This is a genomic window from Priestia sp. TGN 0903, from assembly GCF_050846855.1.
Lineage (GTDB): Bacteria > Bacillota > Bacilli > Bacillales > Bacillaceae_H > Priestia > Priestia zanthoxyli.
The window spans coordinates 218,096-235,914 of sequence record NZ_JBOZGL010000006.1 but is presented as its reverse complement, the minus strand read 5'-3'; the positions used below and the strand labels follow the sequence as shown (position 1 = coordinate 235,914).

Here is a 17,819-nt window from a genome sequence, read left to right as displayed (position 1 = left end):
AGATATCTTGCTTTCGGCCATACTGTTCCTATGAAAGGGCGGTGGCCGAAATGAAGAAATATGCTATCATTTATTTTATTTTATTAATTATTGGAGCAAATGCTCAACTTATATATACACATAACCAAGTGCAGGCAGATCAGCCTGCAGTCATTCCAGACGAGGCAATTCGACTGCGTATTTTAGCAAACAGCGACGGTGAAAAAGATCAGTACGTAAAACGTCTGATTCGTGACCGTGTGAACGAACAAATTACAGAATGGGTAAAAGATTTAACATCTGTAACTGTAGCTCGAAAAACAATTAAAGAAAATTTGCCAGCGCTTGAGACAATTGCGAAAGAAGTGCTAAAAGAAGAAGGCGTAAATGAATCTGTTCACGTTAAATTCGGAAAAGTAGAGTTTCCTACTAAGTTGTACGGTCAGTTTTTATATCCAGCAGGTGAGTATGAAGCCGTGCTTATTACTCTTGGTAAAGGAGAAGGAGCAAACTGGTGGTGTGTACTATTTCCTCCTTTATGCTTCTTAGATTTTTCAAACGGTGAAGCGGTAAAAGCGCCAGAGCCATCTGAAGAAGAACCAAAGGTAGAAAAAGAAAAACCAGCAGCTTCTGAATTAAAATCTGCAGACAAAACAGATGATACGTCGGCTGAAAGTAAAGAACCCGCAGTGAAGACAGAAATTCAATCTGCAACTATTACATCGGATTCTATTAAGCAGAAAGCTGAGGAACCTTCTCAACCAACGGCATCTTCTAAAGAAGCAGCTGCAAAGGATACAAGCAACACAGTAAAAGAAGAAACAAGCGCTAAGGCTGAGAAAAAGGAAAGTAAGGAAGCTGAAAAGTCTGTTTCATCTAAGAAAAAAGCTGATGCTAAATCGAAAGAAGATTCTGTAGAAGTTAAGTTTTTTGTAGTAGAATGGGTATCGTCCGTATTTAATTAATAGAATCATTAAAAATAAAATTCAGTTCTACTTTTTTTAACCATCTCATAGATTTGTTACTAGAAAACAAGTTGAGGTGATTAAAATGAGAGAACAATTAAAAATTGCCAGTGAAAATGATTATATTCGAATTCAGAAGTTTTTACAAAAAGCGGGTATTAGCACAGCGGGTGTAGAAGAACATATTCATCAATTTGTCATCATGGAAAGTGAAGAAGGCGAGCTGCTAGCAACAGTTGGGTTTGAAAAAGAAGGCATGGACGGAATTCTTCGCTCCCTTGTCGTGTCACCTTCTTTGATGCAATCTGATATTCTGCTGCTATTTAAAAGTATCGTTCAGCTGGCTCAAAAGCATGGTGTGAAGCAACTATATTTACTAACAAATAAGGCATCCTCTCTGCATTTTTTTCAAATGATGAATTTTCAGCAAACATCTTATAGTGCTCTACCTGATTTGTTAAAAGAACATTCGTATTTAAAACAGTTACCAAATCCTAAGGATGTCTACGTGATGTTTTATGCAGCTAGTTAAAAGGAAATGTGGATAAATCATTTTAATGGGGTATCCACAATGTTATTCACAAAAACCTAAGCTTTATCCACATTTTGTGGATAAAGCTTGTTTGCTGATATAATGAATACATGTATTTTACTGTTTTTGATACATATTGTACTTTTAAAGTAAAAAAAACCTAGATATAGAAAGAAAAAGGAGTTGAAGAAGATGGAAACTAAGTTATGGGTTGTGGATAATTTTATGAACGAAAAAGATATTTATCCACAGATAGAAGAAGCAGCAGATTTGCTGCGCAACCACGAAGTGGTTGCTTTTCCTACAGAGACGGTGTATGGATTAGGAGGAGATGCAACATCGGATAAAGCTGTGGATAAAATTTTTGCAGCGAAAGGACGTCCTAGTGATAACCCTCTTATTGTTCATATTGGAGATAAAGAGCAGCTGCATACATTTGTAGAGTCAATTCCTTCAAAAGCAGAGAAAGTGATTGATGCTTTTTGGCCAGGTCCTCTTACTGTGATATTACCTAAAAAAGATCAAGTTTCAGATAAGGTTACGGCTGGTTTAAACAGCATTGCAGTGAGAATGCCATCACATCCGGTAGCTCTTGCATTATTGAAAAAAGTGGCTTTGCCTATCGCGGCTCCTAGTGCAAACCTCTCCGGCAAGCCAAGCCCCACTTTAGCTCACCACGTGATGAATGATTTAGAAGGGCGTATTAGCGGAGTTGTAGACGGAGGAGCGACAGGGGTAGGAGTAGAGTCGACTGTCCTTGATTGTACTGAAGAGATTCCTATTATTTTACGTCCAGGCGGCATTACTCAGAAAGAGTTAGAAAGTGTAATTGGTCCCGTAAAAGTAGATCGAGCGTTACTAAGTGATAAAGAAGCGCCAAAATCTCCAGGTATGAAATATACGCATTACGCACCTGATGCACCGCTTGTCATTGTTGACGGCAGTTCAGATTTTTTCCAATCTATTATTGATCACTATCAAGATCAGGGTAAGCGAGTAGGGGTATTAACGACATCTGAACATGAAAATGTGTATAAAGCCGATGCCGTCATTACATGTGGATCTCGCTCAAATTTAGAGACGGTTGCTAGCCACTTATATGAGTCTCTTCGTTCATTTAATGAGTGCGATGTAGATATTATCGTTAGTGAAAGTTTTTCTGAAGAAGGAGTCGGTCATGCCGTTATGAATCGATTAATGAAAGCTGCAGGACATCACGTGATTAAGCAATAAAATTCATCTTCTAAACCTTTTCGAATGTGCATATTTTGAAATAGGAGCACGTCCGAGGAGGGTAAAGATGAATGTATCTCAGTTAATTAGTGAAATGATCACGTTAGTCATTATGGCGTTTGCCTTAGGCATGGATGCTTTCTCAGTTGGTTTGGGAATGGGGTTAATTCGTTTACGCTTTCGCCAAATTTTCTACATTGGTGTTGTTATCGGTATATTTCATATTTGGATGCCGCTATTGGGCATGTTTATTGGACGACTTTTGTCTGATAAACTTGGAATGTTTGCTACCTATGGCGGTGGAATTTTATTGCTGATTCTTGGGGCGCAGATGATTTATTCCTCCTTTAAGCATGACGATACGCCGTTTATCAAACCAGTTGGCTTTGGACTGTTATTTTTTGCGCTCAGCGTGAGTCTAGATAGTTTTTCTGTTGGACTTAGCTTAGGTATTTTTGGGGCAAGAACGTTTTTGACCATTATTGTTTTTGGCGTAGTGAGTATGCTATTAACTTGGTTAGGACTGTTGCTCGGCAGAAGAGTACAAGGCTGGCTTGGTTCATATAGTGAGGCACTGGGCGGGAGCATTTTATTAGCTTTTGGCATCAAATTGCTATTACCTTTTTAACTATATATAAATAGGTAAAGGATCATGACCATGCAGGTTATGGTCTTTTTTTGCTTCTTTTAAATTACAGCAATAAAAAAAGGAAAGCGAAGGTGTTTTTTTCAAGATAAATAAAGAGATCATGGATAAAAAACACCCAAAAAAGCTAACTGGATTTATGCCAGCAATAGAGATACAATAGGGTGGAATATCAACATAGTCGCACATAGTGAAAGCAAGGGAGGATGTATCTTGAAAAACATCTTATTTGTATGTACAGGAAACACGTGCCGCAGCCCTATGGCAGAAGCGTTGCTGAAAGCTAAAAAAATAGATGGAATAAACGTGAAGTCTGCAGGTGTATTCGCTTCAAATGGAAGTGAAGCTTCTGTTCATGCACAAGTTGCCCTTCAACAGAAAGGCATAGCTTGTTCTCATGCTTCGGCAGCATTAACGGAAGAACAATTGATGTGGGCTACTTATATTTTTACGATGACGGAGCAGCATAAAATGCTAATTTTGAACCAAGCTCCATACGTAAGTGATAAATTATTTACGCTAAAAGAATTTGCCGGCGAGCAAGGTGAAGTATCTGATCCGTTTGGCGGATCATTACAGACGTACGAACAGACTTTAGAAGAGTTAGAGCGTATGATTAACAAAATAGTCGACAAATTATAAAAGGTCCCATAAATTTTTGCAGACTTAAACTGAACAAAAATTAATAGAAGATGAAGGTATGTATGAGGAGGAAACAAAGATGAAAGTAGCTATTGCATCTGACCACGGCGGTATAAATTTACGACAGGAAATTATCTCTTTAATGGAAGAATTAAATATTGAATATGTGGATTTAGGGTGTGAATGCTCAGCATCTGTCGATTATCCGGATTATGCACTTCCCGTTGCTCAAAAAGTGGCGAGCCAAGAAGTAAGTCGAGGCATTCTTATTTGCGGAACAGGCATCGGTATGAGCATAGCAGCTAATAAAGTAAAGGGAATTCGCTGCGCTCTAGTGCATGATACGTTTAGTGCAAAAGCCACAAGAGAACATAATGATAGCAACATTTTAGCAATGGGTGAACGCGTCATTGGGCCGGGACTTGCACGTGAAATTGCGAAAATTTGGTTAACGACAGAATTTGAAGGCGGGCGACATGAAAATCGCGTGAATAAAATTAAACAGTATGAGCAGCAAAGTGATGCAACAGTAACGGCATAATGTGAACGTATTCAATGGAAGAAAGGAAGAAAAACGTGTCTGAACTTACGAAATGGAAAGAGCAGTTGGAAACAGTTTTATCTGATTTTTCAGCACAAGTGCAGTTATCTTCAGAACATACACTTGTCATTGGATGCAGTACAAGCGAGGTAATTGGTGAAAAAATAGGAACCGCAGGCGCAATGGAAGTTGCAGAAATGATCTTTGATACACTAGCAGATTTTCGAAAAAAAACGGGTGTCCACTTAGCATTTCAATGCTGTGAACATCTTAATCGAGCACTGGTAGTAGAAAGAGAATTAGCTCGTAAAGAACGCTTAGAAATCGTTAGTGTTGTTCCTATTCATAAAGCAGGTGGAGCAATGGCTACACAGGCCTATGGCCAGCTTAAAGATCCTGTTTTAGTAGAGTTTATTAAAGCTGATGCTGGGATTGATATTGGAGATACATTCATTGGTATGCATTTAAAGCATGTCGCAGTACCCGTTCGTTGTACGTTGAACGCAGTTGGACACGCTCATGTTACTTTAGCAAAGACGCGTCCAAAACTAATCGGTGGAATGAGAGCGTTTTACGAACTTTCGTAATTAAATATATTAAAATAATACACATTTTTTCTTTTTTATTCTAAATAAATCATGTTACAATGTAGTTGAATTAACAAATAACGAACATTGCGAATACGAAACGAGGAGAGGATTTTGATGGAGAAACAACTAATGCAACAAGATCCAGCAGTTTATAATGCGATCAAGGATGAATTACAAAGACAACGTACTAAGATTGAGCTAATTGCTTCAGAAAACTTTGTAACAACAGCGGTAATGGAAGCACAAGGTTCAGTTTTAACAAATAAATATGCTGAAGGCTATCCAGCTAAACGTTACTACGGTGGTTGTGAACACGTGGATGTAGTAGAAGACTTAGCTCGTGATCGTGCAAAAGAAATTTTCGGAGCAGAGCACGTGAACGTTCAACCTCACTCAGGTGCACAAGCAAACATGGCTGTATACTTCACTGTTTTAGAGGCTGGAGACACAGTACTTGGTATGAATTTATCGCACGGCGGTCACTTAACGCACGGAAGTCCTGTTAACTTTAGTGGTGTTCAGTACAATTTCATCGAATATGGTGTAGATCGCGAAACACATCGCATTAACTACGATGACGTATTAGAAAAAGCTCGTACACACAAACCAAAATTAATTGTGGCTGGTGCAAGCGCATATCCACGCGCAATCGACTTCAAGCGTTTCCGTGAAATCGCTGATGAAGTAGGCGCTTATTTAATGGTAGACATGGCTCATATTGCTGGTCTAGTAGCTGCAGGACTTCATCAAAATCCTGTGCCACATGCTCATTTCGTTACAACTACAACACATAAAACACTACGCGGACCACGCGGCGGTATGATTTTATGTAAAGAAGAATTTGCGAAAAAGATTGATAAGTCGATCTTCCCTGGTATTCAAGGTGGTCCATTGATGCACGTTATCGCTGCAAAAGCAGTAGCATTTGGTGAAGCATTACAAGATGAGTTTAAGCACTATGCTCAAAATATCATCGACAATGCTAATCGTTTAGCAGAAGGATTAAAGAAAGAAGGATTTGCTCTTGTATCTGAAGGAACAGACAATCACCTTGTGTTAATCGACGTAAGCTCAATGAATTTGACAGGTAAAGTAGCTGAAAAAGCGCTTGATGATGTAGGTATTACAACAAACAAAAATACAATTCCTTATGATGAGCAAAGCCCATTTGTAACAAGCGGTATCCGTATTGGTACAGCTGCGGTTACAACTCGCGGATTTGGCTTAGAAGAGATGGATGAAATTGCTTCTATCATCGGATTAACGCTTAAAAATATTGAAGATGAAGAAAAGTTAGCTGAAGCTAAAACACGTGTTGAAGCTTTAACAAGCAAGTTTGAAATGTATAAATCACTTTAAGAGAGACAGGCCTTTGTGCCTGTTTTTTTATGGAGAAAGTGGTAGCAATCCAATCATTTTTTGAATAATGCTTGAACTCAAAAACTTTTTTCTGTAAAATGAATGCAATGTATAAATTTAATTAGCAAGAGATATGTTTTTACTAGTACGTACCATTCAATTCGTTGAATGGTATTTTAATGTGTACATCTTTATATATAAGGAGAGATATCAATGGGCAAAGTATACGTATTTGATCACCCGCTTATTCAACACAAATTAACTTACATACGCGATGTAAAAACGGGAACGAAAGAGTTTCGTGAATTAGTTGATGAAGTGGCAAGCTTAATGGCTTTTGAAGCAACACGTGATTTACCGCTAGAAGATGTTGAAATTGAAACACCGGTTTGCAAAACAAAGTCAAAAGTTATTGCAGGGAAAAAGCTTGGTATCGTTCCAATTCTTCGTGCTGGTATCGGCATGGTAGATGGATTTTTAAAACTAATGCCAGCTGCTAAAGTTGGACACGTTGGCTTATATCGTGATCCAGAAACATTACAGCCTGTTGAATATTATGTAAAGCTACCTAATGATGTAGAAGAGCGTGACTTTATTGTAGTAGATCCTATGCTTGCAACAGGAGGGTCAGCTGTAGAAGCAATCAACTCTCTGAAAAAAAGAGGCGCTAAAAACATTAAATTTATGTGTTTAATTGCTGCTCCTGAAGGCGTGGAAATTGTAAAAGAAGCACACCCTGACGTAGATATTTACATTGCAGCATTAGATGAAAAATTAAATGACCATGGATATATTGTTCCAGGTTTAGGTGATGCAGGGGATCGTTTATTCGGTACAAAATAATTTGTAGATTTGGGTGATGAACATGAAGCAGCCAATTAAAGTAATGACGATATTCGGGACAAGACCAGAAGCAATTAAAATGGCTCCTCTAGTATTAGAGCTTAAAAAGCGACCAGAAGAGTTCGAAGCAATTGTTACAGTAACGGCTCAGCACCGTGAAATGTTAGACCAAGTATTGAGCATCTTTGACATTCAGCCTGACTATGACCTGAACATTATGAAGGATCGCCAAACCCTTATGGACGTAACGACCAGAGGATTACAAGGCTTGGACGACGTAATGAAAAAAGTAAAGCCGGACATGGTACTTGTACACGGTGATACAACTACGACGTTTATTGCTGGGCTAGCAGCTTTTTATAATCAGATTCAGGTCGGGCATGTTGAAGCAGGTTTGCGCACATGGAATAAATATTCTCCATACCCGGAAGAAATGAACCGTCAGCTTACAGGTGTTCTCGCTGATTTGCACTTTGCTCCAACAGATAAGTCTGCAGCTAATTTGCAAGCAGAGAACAAAAAAGAAGAGCGAATCTTTGTGACTGGAAATACAGCTATCGATGCGTTAAAAACAACAGTAAAAGAGACATATGAGCATGAAGTGTTAACGAAATTGGGAGATGATCGTCTTATTTTGTTAACGGCACATCGCCGCGAAAATTTAGGCGAACCAATGAAAAATATGTTCCGTGCTGTTAAGCGTATTGTAGATGAACATGAAGATGTGCAAGTTGTGTATCCTGTTCATTTGAATCCAGTAGTTAGAGAAACAGCAAACGATATCTTAGGAAATGACCCGCGCATTCATTTAATTGAACCGTTAGATGTAATTGACTTCCATAACTTCGCTGAGCGCGCTCATATTATTTTGACAGATTCGGGCGGTGTTCAAGAAGAAGCTCCTTCATTAGGCGTACCTGTATTGGTACTTCGCGATACAACAGAGCGCCCGGAAGGAATTGAAGCAGGAACGCTCAAACTAGCAGGCACGGAAGAAGAAACGATTTATACGCTAGCAAAAGAGCTGTTAATAGATGAAGGCGTATATAAGCAAATGTCACAAGCATCGAATCCTTACGGAGACGGCTTAGCTTCTAAACGCATTTGTGATGCTATTAGCTACTATTTCAACCGCCGTGAAAACAGACCGGAAGCTTTTAATCCGCTTTCGTAAGATTTCTAAACACCTTTCACATGAAAAGCGTCTCTTTGAGACACGATAGTGTGAGAGGTGTTTTTTTATGTGGATTAAATGGTTAATGATTAGCTTTATATTGGGGAGTGGGGGAGGGCAAATGTCGCTCAATCCGACATTTCCTTCTATAAAACAAGAAATGAATCATCAGGAAAAATCAATCATTGTGATGATTAAAAAAGAAAAATTCACGAAATTTAAAAGTCAGCTACAAAAAAATTATCCTAATATAAAGATTAAGAGCGAATTTCACACGGTGTTTACAGGACTTTCATTAAACGGCTCCATCTCGGATTTGGAAAAACTATCTCAGAATCCATCTATTATTAGTTCACATTCTATTAAAAACTATCAGGTTACAGAAGAAAATAGCGTAACGTTCATTGGCTCAGAACAGGTAAGAGGCTTGTTTGATACTCACAATCAGCGCTTAACAGGAAAAGGGATCAAAGTAGGCGTTATTGATACGGGGGTTGATTATTCTCATCCTGATTTAAAACAAACCTACAGAGGGGGTTACGATGTAATAGATGAAGATTATGAGCCGATGGAAACCACTCGTGAGCAAGGAGAACCGACTCTGCACGGTACTCATGTAGCTGGTATTATTGCAGCGAATGGGAATATTACAGGCGTAGCACCCCAAGCGGAAATCTATGCATACCGAGCTCTTGGACCTGGAGGAGCTGGAACGTCTGAAAGTGTTATTCTAGCTATTGAAAAAGCAATTCAAGATGATGTAGATATTATTAATTTATCATTAGGAAATGATGTGAATGGCCCTGATTTACCAACAAGCTTAGCGTTAGATCGAGCTGTTGAAAAAGGAATTGTAACGGTTACATCTAGCGGCAATTCAGGTCCAGGTTTATGGACGGTGGGCTCTCCGGGTACAGCGGGAAAAGCTATTTCCGTTGGCGCTTCTGTTTCTCCGACAACAGTTCAATTTCTAACAATTGGATTTAACAAAGAAAAAATTATGATGGCGCCAGTAGAAGGGTCTCGTCCATGGACGTTTAATCAAACGCTGCGTGTAATAAATGAAGAAGATTCCAAAGAGCAAAAGCATGCGTCGGGTAACGTCATTTTGCTAAAAGCAGAAGGAAATGCGGTTCAAAAAAAGATTAAACAAGCTGAACAGGCGGGAGCAAAAGCGGTTATTTTATATAGCCCGACAGAAAAAAGCATAGTCAGTAAACTAAAAGAGTCAGTAAATATTCCCGTGATATGGGTAAGTAAAAAAAGCGGTGACACCATTACCCAACACATTCAGTCTCAACAACCGTACTTACGCACTGGCCAGCAAGTGGTGCAAGACTTGCTCACATCTTTCAGTTCAAGAGGGCCTGTAACGACTACTTGGGGAATCAAACCAGACGTCGTCGCACCAGGTTACTTCATTAATAGTACAGTTCCTGGAGGATATGAACGCATGCATGGGACAAGTATGGCTGCGCCCCATGTAGCTGGAGCGTGTGCGCTGATTTTACAAGCTCACCCGAACTGGTCTCCTGAACAAGTCAAAGCTTCATTGATGAACACCAGTAAAGTAATGCAGCAGCTAAACGGTCAAACGTATCGCGTATATGAACAAGGAGCGGGAAGAATTCAAATAGCAAAAGCCGTCACAGCAGAATCTTTGTTTTATCCATCTTCTTTATCTTTTGGTATTTTTACGCGTCCATCAAAGAAAGTTTTATCTTTTAAAATTGATAACCAGTCTGATAAAGCAAAAACGTATCGCTTAAACGTTCCAAAAAGGGATGAAGGAGTGAACTGGGATGTTCCATTACCCGTCACGGTGCCACCCCGTCAGACAAAAGAGATAGCTGTCACTTTATCGGTGCAGCCCCGTTTTAAAAATAAAGGTATATATGACGGATATTTGGAAATAAATGATTCACGTGAAACATTTTCGCTTCCCTATATGTACATGATTAGCATTCCAGATTATCCTCGTGTCATGGGATTGCAAGTAGCAGCGGAAAAAGAGAAAAATACGTATAGCTATGAACTGTTTTTGCCTGAAGGAGCAGATCAGTTAGGCGTCGCTCTTTTTGATAAGCAGTCTTTACAGTTTGTATCGTATTTAGATGTTGACGTGGATGTAGAAAGAGGCATGAGAAAACGAAAAATAACGATTGATGAATCGCTTGTACCAGGAGTGTACCAAATATTTGCATTTGTGAAAAAGCATAGACAAGAGCAGGTTGTACACAGTACAATAACGATTGAATGAACCTCTTTAAATGTTTTCATTTGAAGAGGTTTTATGTGTGGCAGAAATGTGAACAATAAGAAGAGATTGTGAAGTTTTTAGCTTAAACACATTGACATTAAATATACGCTATTGTATGCTTACAGGGAATATAAATGATAAGGTTTTCAACCTGTGAAAACCGTTGATATTTCTGCGTATTTTATTAGCTGTTTTTACCTTTTTTAGCAATTTTTTTTGCCTTTCTATCATATATTGAGCTATGAAAACGATAGAGAATTCGGAAAAAAGAAAATTTTGCAAAAGGGGTATGAGCTTATGAAACATCGCAACCGTCATCCTTTGCAAGCGATGGCATTAGTGTCAATCATTCTATCACAGTTAGCAGGTTCAGTCTTAATTGGCTTATTCTCTGGAAGATGGGCTGATCAATGGCTTGACACCGAACCACTATTTTTGATTTTAGGCCTTCTTTCAGGGCTAGCAGCAGGTGTTTTTATGATGCTGCGGACAGTCCACCATTTTTTTTCAGGAGATTAATAATTCATGCAGGATTTGCAGCACGTTTTTCCAAGACTTCGTTCATACATATTGTATTTGTTAGCATTATACGTTCTCGGCTGGGGATTTACAAGTTATAAGGCTGTTTTTGCAGGTTTAATTTTAGGAACCGCCCTGAGTTTGTATAATTTGTGGAACTTAGTAAGAAAGTTTGAGCAGTTTGGACAGGCGTTGGATGAGGGGAAAAAGCCCCGTTCAATTGGGACTGTTGTAAGATTTGCAACAGCTGCTCTCGCAGTTGTGATTACCATCTCTTATCCAAAAACCTTTCATATTATTAGTGTAGTTGTGGGATTAATGACGTATTATGTTGTCATTATCATAGATTTAGTTGTTCAAAATATGCGTAGAAGATAGAAAGAGAGGTGAACACAGTTGGGTCATGAATCACCAACTATAGAGTTTCTAGGCCTTACTTTTAGTCAAAGTAACTTGCTTATGGTTACCGTAGCTTCTGTTATTGTATTCTTAATTGCAGTTTTATGTACTCGTACTCTTGCTATGAAGCCAAGCGGTGCACAAAACTTTATTGAATGGGTCTTAGATTTTGTTAAAGGACTCGTTAATAGCAATATGGATTGGAAAACAGGTGGCCGCTTTTTGACGCTAGGTGTAACTTTACTTATGTACATTTTTGTGTCAAATATGTTGGGTCTTCCATTCGCCATCGTGATTGACCATAACTTATGGTGGAAATCGCCAACCGCTGATCCAGCAATTACGCTGACGTTAGCCGTTATGGTAGTTGTACTATCACATTATTATGGTATTAAAATGCGAGGTTTCTCTGCATACACGAAAGATTACTTCAAGCCAATGGCATTTTTATTCCCGCTTAAGATTATCGAGGAGTTTGCCAATACGTTAACGCTTGGCCTTCGTCTTTACGGTAATATTTATGCTGGGGAAATTTTGTTAAGCTTGCTAGCTGGTTTAGCAACAACAGGCTTCCTAGGTACAATTGGAGCTGCTATCCCAATGCTTTTATGGCAAGGATTCAGTATTTTTGTAGGCGCAATTCAGGCCTTCATTTTCACAATGTTAACGATGGTTTATTTATCTCACAAAGTGAGTAGCGACCATTAATTTATAAAGCTTTGTTCAAGTAATACCCAATTTGGACAAAACAAAACTTAGTTAAACAAAATCATATATATTAAGGGAGGACTTTATAAAATGGGTTTAATAGCATCTGCAATTGCGATTGGTTTAGCGGCACTAGGTGCTGGTATTGGTAACGGTCTTATCGTTTCTAAGACGATTGAAGGCACAGCTCGCCAACCAGAAGCACGTGGTACATTAACTTCAATGATGTTCGTTGGGGTTGCCTTAGTTGAGGCGCTTCCAATTATCGCCGTAGTTATTGCATTCATGGTACAAGGTAAATAATAATGTGTTACATGTGGCGAAGATCATTCAAAAGAACCTTCGCCATTACTTTATGTCTTTAAGAAGTAAATTATATATGTGGAGTCTCTGAAGGGAGTGAACATGGCCGTGTCGAACATGTTTGTGTTAGGAGCAGCAGGCATTAATGGTGGAGATATTCTTTTCCAATTAGTGATGTTCCTTATCCTACTTGCGTTACTTCAAAAATTCGCGTTTGGTCCTGTAATGGGAATCATGAAAAAACGTGAAGAGCATATTGCCGGTGAGATTGATGAAGCAGAAAAGCAAAATGAGGAAGCGAAGAAGCTTGTTGAAGAGCAGCGTGAAATCTTAAAGCAATCTCGTCAAGAAGTGCAAGTAATGATGGAAAACGCTAGAAAGTCTGCAGAAGATAAAAAAGAAGAAATCATTGCGGCAGCACGCGAAGAGTCTGAGCGTCTAAAAGCTGCAGCAAAACAAGAAATCGAACAGCAAAAAGATCAAGCAGTTGCTGCGTTACGTGAGCAAGTTGCTTCATTATCTGTTTTAATTGCGTCGAAAGTTATTGAAAAAGAACTTTCTGAACAAGATCAAGAGAAGTTAATTCATGAATATATCCAAGAAGTAGGGGATGTACGATGAGTCAACCAGCTGTAGCCAAGCGCTATGCACTAGCTCTTTTTCAATTAGCAACAGAAAAACAGATGATCGATGAAATGCAAGACCAGCTACAAATCGTTGAAGAGGTGTTTGCTAAAACACCTGAATTAATGGATGTATTAACTCATCCAAAAATTACAATTGAGCGAAAAAAACAGTTTGTAAGTGAGGCATTTGCTGAACTTTCACCAACTGTTCAACATACGGTTCTTCTATTATTAGAGCGTCACCGCATTCAAATTGTTAGCCAAATGGTGCAAGAGTATCGTTTCCTAGCGAACGAAGTACGTGGCGTGGCAGACGCAACTGTTTATTCTGTCAAACCTTTAAGCGCAGATGAGAAACGAGCAATCTCGCAATCATTTGCTTCAAAAGTTGGAAAACATACGTTAAATATTTCAAATGTAGTAGATAAAAGCCTAATCGGCGGCGTGAAGCTTCGCATTGGTAATCGTATCTATGATGGCAGCATTAGCAGCAAATTAGAAACGATCCACCGAGGACTTCTTGCACACAGATCGTAGATAGGGGTGAAATTCATGAGCATCAAAGCTGAAGAAATTAGTGCGCTGATCAAGCAGCAAATTGAAAACTATCAGTCTGAGATTAAAGTGAGTGATGTAGGTACTGTTATCCAAGTTGGGGATGGTATCGCACGTGCTCATGGCCTCGACAATGTCATGGCTGGAGAACTGGTTGAATTTTCAAATGGTGTCATGGGAATGGCACAAAACTTAGAAGAAAACAATGTAGGTATCATTATTTTAGGACCATATACAGAAATTCGTGAAGGTGACGAAGTTCGCCGTACAGGACGCATCATGGAAGTTCCAGTAGGAGAGCAGTTAATCGGTCGTGTTGTTAACTCATTAGGTCAGCCAGTAGACGGCTTAGGCCCGGTAGAAACAACAAAAACACGTCCAATTGAAGGTGCTGCACCTGGCGTTATGGATCGTAAATCAGTACATGAGCCGCTTCAAACAGGTATCAAGGCGATTGACGCACTTGTGCCGATCGGCCGTGGACAGCGTGAGTTAATTATCGGTGACCGTCAAACGGGTAAAACATCGGTAGCAATCGATACAATCTTAAACCAAAAAGATCAAGATATGGTATGTATCTATGTAGCGATTGGCCAAAAAGAATCAACAGTTCGTAACGTAGTAGAGACATTACGTAAACACGGTGCTCTAGATTACACAATCGTTGTAACAGCATCAGCTTCACAACCAGCTCCACTATTATTCTTAGCACCATACGCTGGAGTAACAATGGGTGAAGAGTTTATGTATAACGGTAAGCACGTACTTGTTATTTACGATGACTTAACAAAACAAGCATCAGCTTATCGTGAACTTTCATTACTATTACGCCGTCCTCCAGGTCGTGAAGCGTACCCAGGGGATGTATTCTATCTGCACTCTCGTTTATTAGAGCGTGCGGCAAAGTTATCGGACGCAAAAGGTGGAGGTTCATTAACAGCTCTTCCATTTATTGAAACGCAAGCAGGAGACGTATCTGCTTATATCCCAACGAACGTAATTTCGATTACAGACGGACAAATTTTCTTACAGTCAGATCTATTCTTCTCAGGCGTACGTCCTGCGATTAATGCTGGTCTTTCTGTATCACGTGTAGGGGGATCTGCACAAATTAAAGCGATGAAAAAGGTAGCAGGTACACTGCGTCTAGACCTTGCATCTTATCGTGAGCTTGAATCGTTTGCTCAGTTCGGTTCTGATCTTGACCAAGCAACTCAAGCAAAATTAAATCGAGGAGCGCGTACAGTTGAAATCTTAAAACAAGGTTTACACAAACCGCTTCGCGTAGAAAAACAAGTAGCTGTGCTTTACGCATTAACAAAAGGCTTCTTAGATGATGTTCCAGTATCAGATATTACACGCTTTGAAGACGAGTACTTAACATGGTTAGAATCAAACCGTAAAGAAGTACTTGAATCAATCCGTACAACTGGTGGCCTTCCTGAAGCTGGCGTATTCGAATCAGCACTTGAAGAATTCAAGAAAACATTTATTGCATCTGAATAATATATTGTCAGCATGGTATGTTAAGACAATCTTTCAATAAGGTGAAGGTGAACATTTGTTCACCTTTCATACCACGTGATCTTCTAAAACAAGGTGGTGAAACCTTTGGCATCATTACGTGATATACAAACTCGAATCACATCGACGAAAAAAACGAGCCAGATTACGAAAGCAATGGAAATGGTTTCAGCTGCAAAGCTGAATAGAGCGGAACAAAATGCAAAATCGTTTGTTCCATATATGGAAAAAATTCAAGAGGTAGTCTCAAGTGTAGCCCTAGGCAGCAGAGGCGCTTCACATCCAATGTTAACTGCGCGCAGCGTGAAGAAGACTGGTTATATCGTAATCACTTCAGATCGCGGTCTAGCAGGAGCATATAACAGTAATATTTTGCGAAAAGTATCTCAAGCTATTGAAGAACGCCATCAATCACCTGATGAATACGGTGTGATTGCAATTGGACGAGTAGGGAGAGATTTCTTCGTAAAACGCGGTATTCCGGTTTTGCTTGAAATCACAGGCTTAGCAGATCAGCCAGCTTTTGCTGACATTCAAGGAATTGCTTCACAAACAGTTCAAATGTTTGCGGACGGTACGTTTGATGAACTTTACTTATACTACAATCACTTTATCAATACGATTTCACAAGAAGTGACGGAGAAGAAGCTATTGCCTCTAACAGATCTTCAACCTTCTGGTAAACTTGTTGGTTATGAATTTGAACCATCACAAGAAGAGATTTTAGAAGTATTACTTCCTCAGTATGCAGAGAGTTTAATTTACGGCGGCCTGCTTGATGGAAAAGCAAGTGAGCATGCTGCTCGTATGACAGCGATGAAAAGTGCAACAGACAATGCAAAAGATCTTATCAATAATCTTACATTGTCATATAACCGTGCACGTCAAGCGGCAATTACCCAGGAAATTACGGAAATTGTTGGCGGAGCGGCAGCGTTAGAATAGAAAGTTTAATGGAAAAGCAAGTTAGGAGGGAACACGATGACAAAAGGACGCGTTACTCAAATCATGGGTCCAGTTGTAGACGTAAAGTTTGACAACGGACACCTTCCGGCAATTTATAACGCCCTTAAAATTTCACATAAACCGAGCAGTGCAAGTGAAGTTGCAATCGAATTAACATTAGAAGTTGCGATTCACTTAGGTGATAACACAGTTCGTACAGTAGCAATGTCATCCACTGACGGCTTAGTTCGTGGATTAGAAGTAGAAGATACAGGTGCAGCAATCTCAGTACCAGTTGGTGACGTTACGTTAGGTCGTGTATTTAACGTATTAGGTGAAAAAATCGACTTAGACGCCCCAATCGATGCAGGTGCACGTCGTGATCCGATCCACCGTCAAGCACCAAAGTTCGAAAATCTATCTACACAAGCTGAAATTCTTGAAACAGGTATTAAAGTAGTAGACTTATTAGCTCCTTACATTAAAGGTGGAAAAATCGGTCTATTCGGTGGTGCCGGTGTAGGTAAAACAGTATTAATTCAAGAGTTAATCAATAACATTGCTCAAGAGCACGGCGGTATTTCGGTATTCGCTGGTGTAGGTGAGCGTACGCGTGAAGGTAATGACTTATACCATGAAATGACAGACTCTGGTGTTATTAAGAAGACGGCTATGGTATTTGGACAAATGAATGAGCCGCCTGGTGCACGTCAGCGTGTTGCATTAACAGGATTAACAATGGCAGAATACTTCCGTGACGAACAAGGTCAAGACGTATTATTCTTTATCGATAATATCTTCCGTTTCACACAAGCGGGTTCAGAAGTATCAGCATTACTTGGCCGTATGCCATCAGCAGTAGGTTATCAGCCAACATTAGCGACAGAAATGGGTCAGCTTCAAGAGCGTATCACGTCAACAAGCGTAGGTTCTGTAACATCGATTCAAGCGATTTACGTACCAGCCGATGACTATACGGATCCAGCTCCAGCGACAACATTTGCTCACTTAGATGCAACAACAAACTTAGAGCGTAAATTATCAGAGATGGGTATTTACCCTGCGGTAGATCCATTAGCATCTACATCTCGCGCTTTATCTCCTGAAATTGTTGGAGAAGAGCACTATGCAATTGCGCGTCAAGTTCAACAAACGTTACAGCGTTATAAAGAGTTACAAGATATCATTGCAATCCTAGGTATGGATGAGTTATCTGATGAAGATAAACTTGTTGTACAACGTGCTCGTCGCGTTCAATTCTTCTTGTCTCAAAACTTCCACGTAGCAGAACAATTTACAGGTCAAAAAGGTTCTTATGTTCCTGTAAAAGAAACTGTTAAAGGATTTAAAGAGATCTTGGAAGGTAAATACGATCATTTACCTGAAGATGCGTTCCGTTTAGTTGGTCGCATTGAAGAAGTTATTGAAAATGCGAAACGTATGGGAGTAGAAGTTTAATTTAAGGGACATAGGAGG

Annotated in this window: 20 protein-coding genes; all 20 read left to right on the top strand. The window is 39.5% G+C overall.

Translation table 11 applies throughout. The features are described from left to right. The first annotated feature begins 50 nt into the window (after positions 1-50). The 20 genes from spoIIR (at position 51) to atpD (ending at position 17,801) form a co-directional block, all read left to right on the top strand. On the top strand, positions 51-944 hold the full coding sequence (gene spoIIR, locus ACRPLY_RS20650; protein WP_099000242.1) for a stage II sporulation protein R: 894 nt from the start codon (positions 51-53) through the stop codon (positions 942-944). Between the two features lie 85 nt (positions 945-1,029). Continuing rightward, positions 1,030-1,476 carry a GNAT family N-acetyltransferase gene (locus ACRPLY_RS20645; protein WP_033580397.1) on the top strand — a complete coding sequence of 149 codons (447 nt, stop codon included), beginning with the start codon at positions 1,030-1,032 and terminating at the stop codon, positions 1,474-1,476. A 192-nt stretch (positions 1,477-1,668) separates the two neighbouring features. Next, positions 1,669-2,709 carry an L-threonylcarbamoyladenylate synthase gene (locus tag ACRPLY_RS20640; protein WP_325077558.1) on the top strand — a complete coding sequence of 347 codons (1,041 nt, stop codon included), beginning with the start codon at positions 1,669-1,671 and terminating at the stop codon, positions 2,707-2,709. A 67-nt stretch (positions 2,710-2,776) separates the two neighbouring features. Next, a complete protein-coding gene (locus tag ACRPLY_RS20635; protein WP_028411979.1) occupies positions 2,777-3,337 on the top strand; it encodes a manganese efflux pump MntP in 561 nt (186 codons plus the stop codon). Between the two features lie 231 nt (positions 3,338-3,568). Next, entirely contained in the window at positions 3,569-3,997 is a 429-nt protein-coding gene (locus ACRPLY_RS20630) for a low molecular weight protein arginine phosphatase (protein WP_028411980.1), read from the top strand. A gap of 79 nt (positions 3,998-4,076) precedes the next feature. Continuing rightward, on the top strand, positions 4,077-4,538 hold the full coding sequence (gene rpiB / locus ACRPLY_RS20625) for a ribose 5-phosphate isomerase B (protein ID WP_028411981.1): 462 nt from the start codon (positions 4,077-4,079) through the stop codon (positions 4,536-4,538). 35 nt (positions 4,539-4,573) lie between these two features. Continuing rightward, positions 4,574-5,125: a TIGR01440 family protein gene (locus tag ACRPLY_RS20620; protein ID WP_028411982.1), complete on the top strand. Its 552-nt coding sequence runs from the start codon at positions 4,574-4,576 to the stop codon at positions 5,123-5,125. A gap of 117 nt (positions 5,126-5,242) precedes the next feature. Next, the gene (gene glyA / locus ACRPLY_RS20615) at positions 5,243-6,487 is read left to right on the top strand and encodes a serine hydroxymethyltransferase (protein WP_013059811.1); all 1,245 of its coding nucleotides are present in this window, start codon (positions 5,243-5,245) and stop codon (positions 6,485-6,487) included. A 213-nt stretch (positions 6,488-6,700) separates the two neighbouring features. Then, on the top strand, positions 6,701-7,330 hold the full coding sequence (upp, locus tag ACRPLY_RS20610) for a uracil phosphoribosyltransferase (protein WP_013059810.1): 630 nt from the start codon (positions 6,701-6,703) through the stop codon (positions 7,328-7,330). A gap of 22 nt (positions 7,331-7,352) precedes the next feature. Then, entirely contained in the window at positions 7,353-8,504 is a 1,152-nt protein-coding gene (gene wecB / locus ACRPLY_RS20605; protein ID WP_063248427.1) for a non-hydrolyzing UDP-N-acetylglucosamine 2-epimerase, read from the top strand. A 67-nt stretch (positions 8,505-8,571) separates the two neighbouring features. Continuing rightward, on the top strand, positions 8,572-10,764 hold the full coding sequence (locus ACRPLY_RS20600) for a S8 family serine peptidase (protein ID WP_028411984.1): 2,193 nt from the start codon (positions 8,572-8,574) through the stop codon (positions 10,762-10,764). A gap of 297 nt (positions 10,765-11,061) precedes the next feature. Next, a complete protein-coding gene (locus ACRPLY_RS20595; RefSeq protein ID WP_028411986.1) occupies positions 11,062-11,283 on the top strand; it encodes an AtpZ/AtpI family protein in 222 nt (73 codons plus the stop codon). A 6-nt stretch (positions 11,284-11,289) separates the two neighbouring features. Then, positions 11,290-11,661 carry an ATP synthase subunit I gene (locus ACRPLY_RS20590; RefSeq protein WP_013059806.1) on the top strand — a complete coding sequence of 124 codons (372 nt, stop codon included), beginning with the start codon at positions 11,290-11,292 and terminating at the stop codon, positions 11,659-11,661. A gap of 18 nt (positions 11,662-11,679) precedes the next feature. Then, positions 11,680-12,390, top strand: coding sequence for a F0F1 ATP synthase subunit A (atpB, locus tag ACRPLY_RS20585; protein ID WP_013059805.1), 711 nt, complete (start codon positions 11,680-11,682; stop codon positions 12,388-12,390). A gap of 90 nt (positions 12,391-12,480) precedes the next feature. After that, the gene (gene atpE / locus ACRPLY_RS20580; RefSeq protein ID WP_013059804.1) at positions 12,481-12,693 is read left to right on the top strand and encodes a F0F1 ATP synthase subunit C; all 213 of its coding nucleotides are present in this window, start codon (positions 12,481-12,483) and stop codon (positions 12,691-12,693) included. 102 nt (positions 12,694-12,795) lie between these two features. Further along, the gene (locus ACRPLY_RS20575) at positions 12,796-13,314 is read left to right on the top strand and encodes a F0F1 ATP synthase subunit B (RefSeq protein WP_013085463.1); all 519 of its coding nucleotides are present in this window, start codon (positions 12,796-12,798) and stop codon (positions 13,312-13,314) included. Continuing rightward, positions 13,311-13,856, top strand: coding sequence for a F0F1 ATP synthase subunit delta (locus ACRPLY_RS20570; RefSeq protein WP_028411987.1), 546 nt, complete (start codon positions 13,311-13,313; stop codon positions 13,854-13,856). Before ACRPLY_RS20575 ends, ACRPLY_RS20570 begins: the two co-directional genes overlap by 4 nt. 15 nt (positions 13,857-13,871) lie before the next feature. Then, a complete protein-coding gene (gene atpA, locus ACRPLY_RS20565) occupies positions 13,872-15,380 on the top strand; it encodes a F0F1 ATP synthase subunit alpha (protein WP_013085461.1) in 1,509 nt (502 codons plus the stop codon). 105 nt (positions 15,381-15,485) lie between these two features. Beyond that, positions 15,486-16,343, top strand: coding sequence for a F0F1 ATP synthase subunit gamma (locus tag ACRPLY_RS20560; RefSeq protein WP_013059800.1), 858 nt, complete (start codon positions 15,486-15,488; stop codon positions 16,341-16,343). Between the two features lie 36 nt (positions 16,344-16,379). Beyond that, on the top strand, positions 16,380-17,801 hold the full coding sequence (atpD, locus tag ACRPLY_RS20555) for a F0F1 ATP synthase subunit beta (protein WP_013059799.1): 1,422 nt from the start codon (positions 16,380-16,382) through the stop codon (positions 17,799-17,801). Positions 17,802-17,819: the final 18 nt, after the last annotated feature.